This window comes from Bradyrhizobium sp. SZCCHNS1050 (assembly GCF_032484785.1).
GTDB lineage: Bacteria > Pseudomonadota > Alphaproteobacteria > Rhizobiales > Xanthobacteraceae > Bradyrhizobium.
The window spans coordinates 1507570-1520121 of sequence record NZ_JAUETR010000002.1; the positions used below are offsets into that span (position 1 = coordinate 1507570).

General features: G+C 65.8%; 12 protein-coding genes. 3 read left to right on the plus strand and 9 right to left on the minus strand.

Annotation, left to right across the window (positions count from 1 at the left end; all coding sequences use genetic code 11):
- Positions 1-479 precede the first annotated feature (479 nt).
- Positions 480-1280, plus strand: coding sequence for an FkbM family methyltransferase (locus tag QX094_RS31350; protein WP_315749389.1), 801 nt, complete (start codon positions 480-482; stop codon positions 1278-1280).
- Positions 1281-1288: 8 nt separating this feature from the next.
- Here QX094_RS31350 and QX094_RS31355 read toward each other — a convergent pair whose 3' ends face one another.
- The 3 genes from QX094_RS31355 to QX094_RS31365 all read right to left on the minus strand — a co-directional run bounded on the left by QX094_RS31355 (position 1289) and on the right by QX094_RS31365 (position 4402).
- A complete protein-coding gene (locus QX094_RS31355; protein ID WP_316185292.1) occupies positions 1289-2806 on the minus strand; it encodes a glycosyltransferase family 39 protein in 1518 nt (505 codons plus the stop codon).
- A complete protein-coding gene (locus QX094_RS31360) occupies positions 2803-3936 on the minus strand; it encodes a glycosyltransferase family 2 protein (RefSeq protein WP_316164460.1) in 1134 nt (377 codons plus the stop codon). The genes QX094_RS31355 and QX094_RS31360 overlap by 4 nt, the downstream gene beginning before the upstream one ends.
- Before the next feature lie 265 nt (positions 3937-4201).
- On the minus strand, positions 4202-4402 hold the full coding sequence (locus QX094_RS31365; RefSeq protein WP_315714746.1) for a hypothetical protein: 201 nt from the start codon (positions 4400-4402) through the stop codon (positions 4202-4204).
- 158 nt (positions 4403-4560) lie between these two features.
- Here QX094_RS31365 and QX094_RS31370 point away from each other — a divergent pair, with 158 nt between their 5' ends.
- Together QX094_RS31370 and QX094_RS31375 are read left to right on the plus strand one after the other, a co-directional pair.
- The gene (locus QX094_RS31370; protein WP_316175550.1) at positions 4561-5385 is read left to right on the plus strand and encodes a DUF72 domain-containing protein; all 825 of its coding nucleotides are present in this window, start codon (positions 4561-4563) and stop codon (positions 5383-5385) included.
- Between the two features lie 15 nt (positions 5386-5400).
- The gene (locus tag QX094_RS31375) at positions 5401-5862 is read left to right on the plus strand and encodes a DUF488 domain-containing protein (protein WP_316175549.1); all 462 of its coding nucleotides are present in this window, start codon (positions 5401-5403) and stop codon (positions 5860-5862) included.
- A gap of 4 nt (positions 5863-5866) precedes the next feature.
- Here the strand turns inward: QX094_RS31375 and QX094_RS31380 are convergent, their stop codons facing one another.
- The 6 genes from QX094_RS31380 to QX094_RS31405 all read right to left on the minus strand — a co-directional run bounded on the left by QX094_RS31380 (position 5867) and on the right by QX094_RS31405 (position 12534).
- A complete protein-coding gene (locus QX094_RS31380) occupies positions 5867-7552 on the minus strand; it encodes a tannase/feruloyl esterase family alpha/beta hydrolase (RefSeq protein WP_316175547.1) in 1686 nt (561 codons plus the stop codon).
- 92 nt (positions 7553-7644) lie between these two features.
- Positions 7645-8949, minus strand: a complete 1305-nt coding sequence (locus QX094_RS31385) for an adenylate/guanylate cyclase domain-containing protein (RefSeq protein ID WP_316188433.1) — start codon at positions 8947-8949, stop codon at positions 7645-7647.
- Positions 8950-8988: 39 nt separating this feature from the next.
- Complete coding sequence (locus QX094_RS31390; RefSeq protein ID WP_316175543.1) at positions 8989-10146, minus strand: ABC transporter permease; 1158 nt, start codon at positions 10144-10146, stop codon at positions 8989-8991.
- A complete protein-coding gene (locus QX094_RS31395; RefSeq protein ID WP_315749378.1) occupies positions 10143-11081 on the minus strand; it encodes an ABC transporter ATP-binding protein in 939 nt (312 codons plus the stop codon). The genes QX094_RS31390 and QX094_RS31395 overlap by 4 nt, the downstream gene beginning before the upstream one ends.
- Positions 11078-11869: an efflux RND transporter periplasmic adaptor subunit gene (locus QX094_RS31400; protein WP_315714754.1), complete on the minus strand. Its 792-nt coding sequence runs from the start codon at positions 11867-11869 to the stop codon at positions 11078-11080. The genes QX094_RS31395 and QX094_RS31400 overlap by 4 nt, the downstream gene beginning before the upstream one ends.
- Positions 11866-12534 carry a TetR/AcrR family transcriptional regulator gene (locus QX094_RS31405; protein ID WP_315714755.1) on the minus strand — a complete coding sequence of 223 codons (669 nt, stop codon included), beginning with the start codon at positions 12532-12534 and terminating at the stop codon, positions 11866-11868. The genes QX094_RS31400 and QX094_RS31405 overlap by 4 nt, the downstream gene beginning before the upstream one ends.
- Positions 12535-12552: the final 18 nt, after the last annotated feature.

Genomic DNA, 12552 nt, shown 5'->3' on the forward strand with positions numbered 1-12552 from the left:
ATCTCGCAGAAGCACAGAGCTTCATTAAGGCGACTTTTAGTTAAATGCTGATTAAGTTTTGGCGGATTAGAGGCGGGTTAACCATCAGGGCCTGTTTTGCCGGCAAACAGGGCAGAAACAGGGCAAAACTGCAGCCGGAGGCAATATTGCCGTACCGGAAAAATCGGGAGAGGCAGCATCCGTCGGTCGCGCCGATCCGTAAAACAGCGCACGCCGCGTTAACGATTGGGCCGGGGCGGCGGCGAGCGATCGATGATCTCTCGTATGCGTGCGCTGACGAGGTAAAGGCCACAGGTCTCGCCAGTCGAAAGCCCCTGCTCCGGCAGGCCGGGTGCGCGACAAGCGCATCCGTAGCAACCCGGAGTTACAGGCGCTGTGGCCGCTGGCGACAGTATGGTACGGGACGATTCTCTGCGACACGCCGTCGGCGAATCGTACCGCGTCCGCTCCCGGCCAAGACGACACGAGAGGACCTCTCCATGCAGATCCCCGGCCGGAAGCTGGCCTTCGTGCTGGCCTCGACCAATCAAGGTACGATGATCGTCAACCGGCTCGACTATCGCATGATCGACGCCAACCGCGGCTACGGCGTCGGCTTCCAGATCCTCAACACCGGCGCCTTCGATCCGGGAGAGGTGCAGCTGGCCGTCCGCCTGCTCGGCGTGCGCCGCAGGCACCATGGGGACGGCGCGGTCGCGATCGACTGCGGCGCCAATATCGGCGTCCACACGATCGAATGGGCGAAGGCGATGACCGGCTGGGGATCCGTGCTCTCGATCGAGGCGCAGGAGCGGATCTACTACGCGCTCGCCGGCAATATCGCGATCAACAACTGCTTCAACGCGATTGCGATCCATGCCGCGGTATCCTCCGAGCGCGGCGTGCTCAACATCCCGAGCCCGAACTATCTGACCCCGTCGAGCTTCGGCAGCCTCGAGCTGCGCCAGCGTCCCAACACCGAGTTCATTGGCCAGGCCATCGACTATGAGAACGACACGGTCGAGGTGCGCAAGCTTCCGCTGGACGATTTCAACCTGCCGCGTTGCGACCTGATCAAGCTCGACGTCGAGGGCATGGAGCTCGAGGCGCTCGAAGGTGCGGCGGCGACGATCGAACGCTGCACGCCGATCATGCTGGTCGAGAAGATCAAGACCGATGCCGACCAGTTGCGGCAATGGTTCGATCGCCGCGGCTACAAGACCATCGACGCCGACATCAACATGGTCGCGATCCACGGCGGGGACAAGGCGCTGGCGGACATCATTCCGCAGCAGGCCTGAGGCGCGTGTCAGCGCTGCAGCTCCGGCGGCGGCGTGCGGTCGAGGAGATCGCCCTTCGGCTCGCTGAGCGCGTAGAAGGCGTAGGTCTCGATGGTCAAGGACCCGCGCTTGCGCGCGGCCTCGCCGACCTTCTCGATGCGGCCGAACGTGTTGCTGACGTAGACCCGCGTCGCGATCTGGGCCTCGTCGACGAACAGCTGCGTGCCCGCGAGCTTGGCCGGATCCGGCTCCGGGAAATTGGCCCAGCGGATGCGCTGGATCGGCTGCAGCACGCAGGTCCCCGGCGGCAGATAGAACGACAGCCAGGCGGTGGTGCCATAATCCATCGCCAGCACGCAGGACGCGTCGGCGCGCACCCGCGCCGCCTCGATCTCGGCAGCCAGCGGCCGCCAGCCGACGCCGACGCTGCGCACCGTGGCATCGCGCCGGTAGCCGGACAGCAGGCCCGTGTTGGCCTGCACGATCAGCGCGACGAACATCACGACGCCGACGGGCACGGCCCAGCGCAGACAGAAGGTCGCGGTGCGCTGCTCGCGCGCCGACCAGGCGACGAGATGGGCCGCCGCCGCGGCAGCCACCACGAACGCCGGATAGACCGGCGCGAACCAGTTGGCCTCGACCCGGGCATGCAGCGAATGCCAGACGAAATAGGCGACGATGACCCAGACCATCGCCTCGATCAGGACGCGCGCCGCCGCATCCCCTGCCCTGCGCCGGGCCAGGCCGTAGAGGCCCATCAGGCCGAGGATGAACACCAGCGGCGTCGCAAAGGCGAACTGCGTCGGGATGATCTCGGCGATGTAGACAGGCCTGACCGCCTCGACCCTGGCACGGCCGAGCTGCTTGATGAACGACACCCATTGGTGATCGGCATTCCACAGGATCACCGGCGCGAACAGCGCGAATGCCACGAGGCCGCCGAGATAGGGCCAGGGCGAGGCCAGCCAATGGCGCAGTTTCGGCACGGCGACGAGCCAGATCAGGATCGCCGCGCCGAAGAACATCGCGGTGTATTTCGACAGCAGCGCCGCACCGACGGCTGCGCCGACCGCGAGCCACCACGCGCCTCTCCCCGTCTCCAGCACCTTGGCGCAGAAGAAAAGCACGAAGCTGGAGGCGACCAGCAGCGGCGCGTCGGGGGTCACGATCAGCGTGCCGACCGCCGCCATCAGCGTGACGTTGAGCAGCAGCGCCGCGGTCGCCGCCACGCGCACGCCGCCGAACAGGATCTCGGCGGAGCGATAGACCGCATAGCTCATCGGCAGGCCGAGCAGGATCGAGACGAGGCGCACGCCGAGCTCGCTGTCGCCGGCGATCAAGGTGCCCAGCCGGATCACGACCGCAACCATCGGCGGGTGGTCGTAATAGCCGCCCGCGAGATGCTTCGACCACATCCAGTAATAGGCTTCGTCGAAGGTGATCGACGTGACCGCGGCCGCGATCAGCCTGACAACGACGAGGCCCGCGATGGTCAGCCAGACATTGCGGACCAGCCGGGCGTCGTCGGCACCTGCCGCAGATGTCATCGCTTGCGCCAGACGAACAATCCGGAGATCGCGTAATTCCAGACCACGCCCATCAGCGCGCCGGCGGCGCCCGCCAGCCACCAGATCGGCTCCTGGTCATAGACCGAGAAGGCGACGCCGACATTGGCCAGCAGGCCGACCGAGCAGACCAGATAGAAGACGAGCAGGCCACGCAGGATGGCAAAGCCCTTCAGCCGCTGGTCGCGATAGGTGAGGAAGTTGTTGAGGATGAAGTTCGAGGTCATCGCGACGAAGGCGCCGAGCGCCTGCGACTCCGCGAACGGAAGGTCGAACAAATTGAGACCGAGGAACAGCGTGGCGAGATGGACCACCAGGCCGGTGCCGCCGACCATCGCGAACAACAGGAAGCGCAGCGACACCACGTCGTTGGTCATCTTGGCCAGCACGAGGCCGAGGAAGTCGAGCGCGACCATCGAGTCGAGCTTGCTCTCGCCGTGCAGGCGCGAGCCGAACGTATAGGGCACCTCGACCGTCTTCAGACCACCCTCGGCGCTGGCGATGATGTCGAGCAGGATCTTGAAGCCCTGCGTGGAGAGCTTCGGCGCGATCGCCTCGAAGCGGTCGCGGCGGATCATGAAGAAGCCGCTCATGGGATCGTTGACCTCGACCTTGAGCGCGCGGCGCGCGATCTCGGTGGCGAAGGCGCTGGCCCCCGCCCGCTTGCTGTCGAAGCTCGCGGCGCTGCCGCCCTCGATGTAGCGGCTGCCGACGACGAGCTCGGCCGCACCGCTCTGCAGCAGCGACAGCATCTTCGGCAGCTGGGTCTCGTCATGCTGCAGATCGGCGTCGATCACGGCGGCAAAGGGCGCGCTGGCGGCCAGGATGCCCTCGATGCAGGCGCCGGACAGGCCGCGCCGGCCGACTCGGCGGACGCAGCGGACGCGTTTGTCGCTGCGCGACAATTCGCGCACCACCTGCCAGGTGCCGTCCGGGGAGTTGTCGTCGACGAACACCACCTCCCACGGCACATCCTTGAACGCCGCCTCCAGCCGCCGGTACAGCGTGGTGACATTGTCGCGCTCGTTGAAGGTCGGCACGACCACCGAAACGATCGGAATATCAGCGGTTTGCGGCGGCGCGGGCATGGCCGGTCGGAGGACATCGTTCATGGTGCGGATGCGTATATCTGCCGCGTTCCACACTGCCAAGCGCAACGGCTGAAGGAAGGCGCAAAAAGCCCGGACTGTGGTGCCGGCGTGCACCGCTGCCGAACGGGCGGCCCAAAATGCCAACGACCACAAACAAAGGGCGCGCGTACATCCGGCGCAACCGCTCTGCCGTGGTCGTCTCGGTGCCGGAGCCGTTACAGCTCGACGTCACCGTCCCGACCAAAATGGGGTACCTCGGCAGGATTGCAAGGGGTCCCTGGCCGGCCTAGTTCGGAACCTCCCGGACCACGGGTCCGCGTACGGCCGGAGCCACCGGAACCGTCTGCACCGGCGTGGGCGGCACCTCGACCTTGGCCGGCTGCATCTGACGGGCCATCGGCCCGACGGGAACATAGTAGAAGGCTGCCGCAAGCACGACAGCGGCGACGATTGCCCCCAGCAGGCCGCCGACCGATTCCGCTCTCATTGTCATATCTCCCCTTCCCGGCCCCGGCCCTGGATACACGAGGCTCCGGAGCACGGGAAGAGCGACGGCGCGACCGCGCCGAACTGGTCAGAACCGGCCCGGTTGACTATCGTCTCCCCTACCGCAACACCCTCGGCAATCAGCATCGGAATTGGTCCGTGAGCAAAGCCCCCGCACGCGCCTCGCAATCCAAGAGCCACATCTACATCGGCATCGGCGGCTGGACCTTCGCGCCGTGGCGCGGTGTGTTCTATCCGGACAAGCTGCCGCAATCGAAGGAACTCGAATACGCCGCCTCGAAGCTGACCTCGATCGAGATCAACGGCACCTATTATGGCTCGCAGAAGCCGGAGAGCTTCCGCAAATGGGCGCGCGAGGTGCCGGACGGTTTCATCTTCTCGCTGAAGGGGCCACGCTTCGCGACCAACCGCCGCGTGCTCGCCGAGGCCGGTGATTCCGTGAAGCGCTTTTACGACACCGGCGTGCTCGAGCTCGGCGACCGGCTCGGGCCGGTGCTGTGGCAGTTCGCGCCGACCAAGAAGTTCGACGAGGCCGATTTCGGCAAGTTCCTCGAGCTGTTGCCGCGCGAGCTCGACGGCCGCAAGCTGCGTCACGTCGTCGAGGTCCGCCATGACAGTTTCTGCGTCCCCAGCTTCGTCGCGCTGCTGCGCGAGTTTGCAACGCCGGTCGTGTTCGCCGAGCACGGCAAATATCCGGCGATCGCCGATGTCGTGGGTGATTTCGTCTATGCCCGGCTGCAGAAGGGCAATGACGAGCTTGCGACCTGCTATCCGCCGAAGCAGCTCGACGCCTGGGCGAAGCGATTGCAACTGTGGGCTGGCGGCGGCGAACCGAACGATCTGCCACGGGTTGACGACAAGCCGGCGAAGAAGATGCCGCGCGATGTGTTCGCCTATGTCATCCACGAGGGCAAGGTGCGCGCGCCAGCCGGCGCGATGGAGCTCATCGAGCGCGTGAGCTGACGCAGGAGGCGCATGATGGCCAAGAGCAAGACCCTGTTCACCATCGGCTACGAGCACACGCCGGCCAAAGCCGTCCTCGACGAGCTGCAATCGGCCGGCGTCAAGCTGCTGGTCGACGTCCGCGCGGTGGCGGCCTCGCGCCGGCCGGGCTTCTCCAAGAGCCAGCTCGCCGCAGGGCTCGACGAGCGCGGCATCGGCTATGTGCACCTGCGCGGGCTCGGCACGCCGAAGGAAGGCCGCGAGGCGGCCCGCAGCGGCCACTACGACACGCTGCACAAGATCTACAGCGCGCATCTGAAGACGCCGCAGGCGAAGGAGCAGATGGACGAGCTGGCCTCGCTCGTGAAGAGCGCCGGTCCCGTCTGCCTGCTCTGCTACGAGCGCGACCACGCTCATTGCCACCGGCAATGGATCGCCGAGATCATCGAGGAGCGCGACCATGTCCGAGTCGAGAATCTGATCGCGCCGCAGGTCTGACGTTTCACTCCGCCGCGCAGGTGAAGGATGACGCCTGCTCGACGTCGCCGCCGACATATTTGGCGAATTTCGGCCACGGGCACAGCGGCCGCGTCCGCTGCGGGCTCCATGTCGATGGGAGCTCCTTGTTGGCCGCATTGACCGAGGCCGTGATCGCCTCCGGCGCCTTGCCCTTCTCGACCCAGTCCATCAGCGCGCCCAGCGCATCGAACTTCTCCAGCGTGACGCCGCCGCCGCAATGGGTCTCGCCGGGCAGCGCAAACAGCCGCGCGAAACCGTCGGCCTTGCCCTGGACGTTGGCGTTGAGCTTCTCATACCAGCGGATCGTGTCGTTGATTGAGAACACCGGATCAGCCTGGCCGTGGTAGATCAGCATCTTGCGGGCACCGTTCTGGAACGCCGGCAAGGTTGGGTTATCGACCGCGGGCGGGGCCATGAAGTCCATCGCCGACTCCGTGAAGGGGCCTTCCTTGGCGTAGATCTTCGGCGCGTCCTTGTCGAAGTCGTAGGTCTGCAGCTTCTCGACGAGCTTGTCGGGCGAGCCTTCGATCTCGACCGGCGGCGTCGAGAAGATGTAGTTGAGCGAGGCGCCGCCCATGGTGGCAATGATCGGAAGGTTGTTCCACGGCGCCACCGGGCTTTCGACCTTCCAGGCACGCCAGTTGCCGGTGCCGACGCCACCATCCACCGGCCAGTCGGAATACAGCGGCTCGCCCTTGGAATTGTGCGGGCCCGCGAAGACTTTCTTCAAGGCATCGACCTTGGCGGCCGGCAGACAGGCTTCGGTTGCCCCAGCGGCGCAGCGCAGGCTGTCGAAATCGAACGCCTTCTGGCAGGCTTTCAGGTTGGCCGTGAGGCCGTCCTTGGCGCCGTCGAGCCCGTCGCAGACCTCCGTGATCTTGGAAGCGATCAGCTTGGCATCCTCCCGCGTGATCGACTTGCGGATGTCGACGTCGGCCTTGGTCAGCGCCTGCACGTCCCAGGCGTGCTGCACGGCAGCGCGCGGCAGGTTGAAGCCGGGATTGCCGACCAGGAAGCCGTCATACTGCTCGGGCATGCGCTCGGCAGCCACCATGGTGTGGCGGCCGCCATTGGAACAGCCGGCGATGTAGGAATAGTCCGGCTTCCTGCCGTAATGCGCCGAGATGATCGCCTTCGCGATCGGCGCCAGCGTGATGTCGGCCGAATAGCCATAGTCGCGGCGCGCCTGCGGATCGAGCCCGAAGGCTGAGCCGGACGCAAGCCCGCGCGGCTTGTTGGCGGGATCGCTGCCGGAGTGGCCGCTGTCCGACGACAGCACGGCAAAGCCGCGGGCGAGCGGCGTCACACCGCCACCGACGAGACCGTCGGCCTTGTCGCCGAGCGCCGGCACCACCAGGCCGTCATTACCGCCATTGACCTGATGCAGGAAGCGGCCGTTCCAGGTCTCCGGCAGCCTGATCTCGAACTGGATCGCATAGGCATGGCCATCGACGCCGGTGCGCTCATTGACCTTGCCGGAGAGAATGCAATGCCGCGGCAGCCCGTCGGCGGCCTCCTGCAGCTTCGATCCCGTCAAGGTCAGCCCGGGGACCTTCAACGCCTCGGCCGTCACCTTGCTGCAGGCAACATCCTCAGCCCGCACCGCCTCCATCCCGGTTACGCACAAGATCCCTGCTGCGGCCAAAAACGACGCCCCGGTTCGGATCATGCATTCCCCCTGATGATGCTTCTCGTTGGGGGCAGTTAAACGCGGAGGCCAGCCAATGTAAATCTCCGACATCGCGCGCCGTATCGCCTGCGTCAGTGCAATTGCCAGATCTCGAACGGCCGGTCGTAGCCGCGCACCGACACCGCGCCGTGGAAGACGGCGTCGCGCGCCCCGTCGCCGGCCGCCCGCCGCACCTCGCTCGAGATCAGGAGCTGCGAATCGAACTCCTTGTTCAGCGCCTCGAGCCGCGAGGCGAAATTCACGGTGTCACCGATGACGGTATACTCTTTGCGCCGCGGCGAGCCGATGCTGCCGGCGACCACCTCGCCCAGATGTATGCCGATCCCGATCCTGAGCTGCCAGGACGACGATGCGTTGACCCGCTCCATCGCTGCCACCATCTCGCGCGCAGCCATGACCGCCTGCACGGCGGCATCGCGCGCCTCGAACGGCGCGCCGAACAGCGCCAGAAAACCATCGCCGAGGAATTTGTTGACGATGCCGCCATGACGCTCGAGGATCTCCACCAGCACCGCGAACGCTCCGTCGAGACGATCGACAACCTGCTGCGGCGTCTTCGACCGAGCCGCCGCGGTGAAGCCGCGGAAGTCGACGAACATCACCGCGACCTCGTGGATGTCGCGCGCCTCTGCCGTCCCCTCCTTCATCAGGCGCTCGACGACCTGGGGCGAGACGTGCTGGCCAAACAAATCCGTGACGCGGTCGCGCGCCGACGCGGCCTCGATGCTCGCCGCGAACTGGCGTCGCAGCTGCACGCTGACGGCACCGGCGAGCATCCCGCACAACAGGATGATGAAGCTGCGCTCACCGTGATAGTAGACCTCCGGATTCTGGCTGAGATCGATCGAAGGCCGGTCGAACAGCGCCACCACCAGCAGCTCCACCGCGGCAACCAGACCGGTGAAGCTCGACAGCCAGAAATCGAGACGAAGCGTCGAGAGAACGATGAAGATGAAATAGACCAGCGGCGCGCCGAAGCCCAGCGCCTTGTCGTGGCCGATGCCCTCGATCTGCAGGATGAGGACGAACGTTGGCAGCGAGGTCTCGACCAGGGCGCTGACATAGCGCCAGATCACCGGCACGTCCCGGCCGTGGCGGATGTCCGCCTTGATCCTGAACAGGATGAGAGTCTCGAAGCTGATGAATGCGACGATGATCGCGTAGACGTAGAGGACCCCGATCCGGCTCGGCCAGATCCACTCCGAGATCCTGGGCTCGAAGATTTCGACCAGCACCGATATCACGAGAAACAGAGCCGCAGTGGCGATCAGCGCCCTCACCCGCAGCAGCTCGGTGTTCAACGTCTGGCGCATCAGCGCCTGGTCGAACTCGGCCGGCGCTTCGTTCGCCTGTCCTGCTCCTCCCACGATCTGCATCTTGCCTCAGCCGTTCCTGCTCCCGGCCGCCATTGTGCCTCAATCGAGGGTGCGGCGGAAGCGTAGGACGGCGACCGTCATGGCGAACAGCATGAGGCCGAACAGGGCGATCGTATCATGCTGCAGGTTCTGGAGCGTCGAGCCCTTCAGCATGATGGCGCGGACGATGCGCAGATAGTGCGTCAGCGGCAGGCATTCACCGAGCACTTGCGCCCATTGCGGCATGCCAAGAAAGGGAAACATGAATCCGGACAACAGGATGCTCGGCAGGAAGAACATCATCGAGAGCTGCATTGCCTGCAGCTGGTTCTGCGCCAGGGTCGAGAAGGTGTAGCCGATCGAGAGGTTGGTCGCGATGAACAGAGTCGACAGCAGCGCCAACAGCAGCAGGTTGCCCATGATCGGAACGCCGAACAGCAGGACGCCGATGCCGATGATGATCGTCGCCTGCAGGAAGCCGACCATCACATAGGGGATGATCTTGCCGAGCATGACCTCGACCGGCTTGATCGGCATCGACAGCAGGCTCTCCATCGTGCCGCGCTCGATCTCGCGCGTCACCGAGAGCGCGGTGAAGATCAGCATGGTCATGGTCAGGATGGTGCCGACGAGGCCCGGCACGATGTTGAGCCGCGACGAGGCCGCCGGGTTGTAGCGCGCGTGGGCCCGGATCTCGAACGGCGTCGTGACGGGATTGCCGGTGTACAGATCGTGCGCCAGCGCGGTCTGCACGATCATGCCGAGCGAGGACAGCGCCGATGACGCCGCGACCGGATCGGTCGCGTCGGCCGCAACGAGCAGGGCCGGCCGGTCGCCGCGGCGGACCGCGCGCTCGAAGCCGCGCGGGATCTCGACGCCGAACAGGACCTTGCCGGACAGCAGGAGATCGTCGAACTCGGCGACGCTGCTGACCTCCTGGGTGAAGCGGAAATACGCGGTGTTCTCCATCGCCTTCAGGATCGAGCGGCCGAGATCGCTGTCCTCCTGCAGCAGCACCGCCGCCGGCAGATGATGCGGCGTGGTGTTGATCGCGTAGCCGAACAGCATCAGTTGCATCACCGGGATCATCACGATCATCGCAAACGAGACCCGGTCGCGCTTGAGCTGGATGAACTCCTTGACCAGCATCGCGTAGGTGCGCCGCCAGAAGCCGAAGCGCGGCTCGGAAGACGCGTGATGGACGGCTGCGTCGCTCATTGGAAATTGTCCCGTGAACGGTTCATCAGGTCGATGAAGACGTCCTCGAGCGAGGGCGCGGCGGGCTGCCAGTGCAGATCAGCCTTGTCGCGCCAGGGCGCGATCGCAGCGTCCAGCGCGTCGCGGTCGCGGCCGGACACGTGCAGGCTGGTGCCGAACGGCGCCACCATGTCGACCCCCGGCTTGCCGGTGAGGTCCGCCGCGAGCTCGCGCAGATCGTCGCCGCTCACCGTATACGTGGTGAGCGCCGATTGCGCGATCACCTCCGAGACGGTGCCGTGCACCAGCAGATGACCATAGGCGATATAGGCGATCTCGTGACAGCGCTCGGCCTCGTCCATGTAGTGGGTCGAGACCAGCACGGTCAGCCCTTCGCCGGCGAGCGCATGGATCTCGTTCCAGAAGTCGCGCCGCGCCTTGGGATCGACGCCGGCGGTGGGCTCGTCGAGCAGCAGCAGTTGCGGATTCGGCAGGGTGCAGGCCCCGAGCGCCAGCCGCTGCTTCCAGCCGCCCGACAACTCGCCGGCGAGCTGCCGCTCGCGGCCGGCAAGCCCGAGCCGCTGCACCATGTCGCGCGCGGCCCGGCGCGGATCGGACATGCCATAGAGGCGCGCCACGAATTCGAGGTTCTCCCGCACCGAGAGGTCCTGATAGAGGCTGAAGCGCTGCGTCATGTAGCCCACCCGGCGCTTGATCTTGTCGGCGTCGCGACGGATGTCGAAACCGAGGCAGGTGCCCTCGCCGCCGTCGGGTGTCAGCAGGCCGCACAGCATCCGGATGGTCGTGGTCTTGCCCGAGCCGTTCGGGCCGAGAAAGCCGTAGATCGAGCCGCGCTTCACCTGCATCGACAGATCATGCACGACCTCGCGGCCGTCGAAGGACTTGGTCAATCCCTGGACGTCGATCGCGATCTCGGCGGGACCCGTTCCGTTCATTGCTTGTCCGCCACCGGGGTCTTCGGATCAGGCGTCCTGGAATGCGGATAGATGCTCACCGGCTGGCCGACGCGCAGCGCATCCGGCCGCGACGGCCGCGCCTGGATCAGATAGACGAGCTTGTTGCGCTCATCGAGGCTGTAGATCACCGGCGGCGTGTATTCCGCCGAGGTCGCGAGGAAATAGATTCTGGCCGTCAGATCATCAGCACAGTTGTCGCAGGTGACGCGGACCTCGTCACCGATCGCGAGCTTCGGCAGATCAGGCTCGGGCACGTAGAAGCGCAGCTTCATGTTGCCCGGCGGCATGATCGACAGCACTGGCCGTTGCGCCGCGACCATCTCGCCCTCGCGGAAGTAGATCTGCTGGATAGTGCCCGCGACCGGTGCCACGCCCTTGCGCCGTGCCAGCCGCGTCTGCGAGGTCACGAGATGGGCCTCGGCGACGCGCAGCGCCGAAACGGCGGAGTCGAGCGTCGCCTGTGTCCCCGCGCCCGTCTTGCTCAGGGCCGCGGCGCGGTCATAGGTCTGCTGCGCGTTGGCCAGCGTCGCCTTGGTCTGGTTGAGATCGGCCTGCTGCAGATCGTCGTCGACCGAATAGAGCGGATCGCCGACCTTGACCACGTCGCCCTCATGCACGTTCAGCTTCGTGATCCGACCCGCTTCGTCCGGGCTGACGAAGATCATGTCGGCCTCGACCCAGCCTTGATAGCCGGGATCGCGCGTCTCCTTGCAGGCGTTGAACGTGAAGGCCGTGACCAGCACGGCGAGGCAATGCAGCAGGCTCATGTCGGCCTCCTCGTGCCAAAGATCAGATCGAGATGGGTCTGCAGCATCGCTTCGGCGTCGAGCGGCGCATGTCGCTCGAACAGGCTCTTCCACAGCACCGCGACCATCATTGGCGCGATCATCAATTGCGGGTGTTGCACCAGCTTGGGCTCGCGGATCTCGCCGCGCGTGATCGCCAACTGGATCAGCGCGCGCATGGCCGCGAGACCGCGGGAGACGACCTCGCGATAATAGAAATCGGCAATGGCCGGAAAGCGCGGCCCTTCCGCGATGATGAGCCGGACGAGATCGGCCCGCCGGGTGCCGGCGACCTCCTGCAGGAACATGCGCGCCAACGCCTCGACCATGTCGCGCACCGAGCCGCCGGCAGGCGGCGGTGCGGCAAGACGGCCGACGAAGGGCACGATCGCGGTCCGGATCAATTCCTCGAACATCGATTCCTTGTCCTTGAAGTGCAGATAGATCGTCCCCTTGGCGACCCCGGCCCGCTTGGCGACGTCGTCCAGCCGGGTCGCCGCGAAGCCTCGGGCGATGAACTCGTCCATCGCCGCCTGCACGATCGCCGCGCGGCGCTCGGCGGAGCGATCCGCCCGGCGCGACGCGCCAGCTCCCGCTGGCTTGGCGGCCTGAACTCTGCGCTCGGACAATTTCGACGGCTTCGACATGGAACAATTATGACTGAC

Excerpts from the sequence above, each read along its gene's own strand:
- QX094_RS31350 (WP_315749389.1), top strand. The coding sequence starts at position 480 with ATGCAGATCCCCGGCCGGAAGCTGGCCTTCGTGCTGGCCTCGACCAAT.
- QX094_RS31355 (WP_316185292.1), bottom strand. The coding sequence starts at position 2,806 with ATGACATCTGCGGCAGGTGCCGACGACGCCCGGCTGGTCCGCAATGTC.
- QX094_RS31360 (WP_316164460.1), bottom strand. The coding sequence starts at position 3,936 with ATGAACGATGTCCTCCGACCGGCCATGCCCGCGCCGCCGCAAACCGCT.
- QX094_RS31365 (WP_315714746.1), bottom strand. The coding sequence starts at position 4,402 with ATGAGAGCGGAATCGGTCGGCGGCCTGCTGGGGGCAATCGTCGCCGCT.
- QX094_RS31375 (WP_316175549.1), top strand. The coding sequence starts at position 5,401 with ATGGCCAAGAGCAAGACCCTGTTCACCATCGGCTACGAGCACACGCCG.
- QX094_RS31380 (WP_316175547.1), bottom strand. The coding sequence starts at position 7,552 with ATGATCCGAACCGGGGCGTCGTTTTTGGCCGCAGCAGGGATCTTGTGC.
- QX094_RS31385 (WP_316188433.1), bottom strand. The coding sequence starts at position 8,949 with ATGCAGATCGTGGGAGGAGCAGGACAGGCGAACGAAGCGCCGGCCGAG.
- QX094_RS31390 (WP_316175543.1), bottom strand. The coding sequence starts at position 10,146 with ATGAGCGACGCAGCCGTCCATCACGCGTCTTCCGAGCCGCGCTTCGGC.
- QX094_RS31395 (WP_315749378.1), bottom strand. The coding sequence starts at position 11,081 with ATGAACGGAACGGGTCCCGCCGAGATCGCGATCGACGTCCAGGGATTG.
- QX094_RS31400 (WP_315714754.1), bottom strand. The coding sequence starts at position 11,869 with ATGAGCCTGCTGCATTGCCTCGCCGTGCTGGTCACGGCCTTCACGTTC.
- QX094_RS31405 (WP_315714755.1), bottom strand. The coding sequence starts at position 12,534 with ATGTCGAAGCCGTCGAAATTGTCCGAGCGCAGAGTTCAGGCCGCCAAG.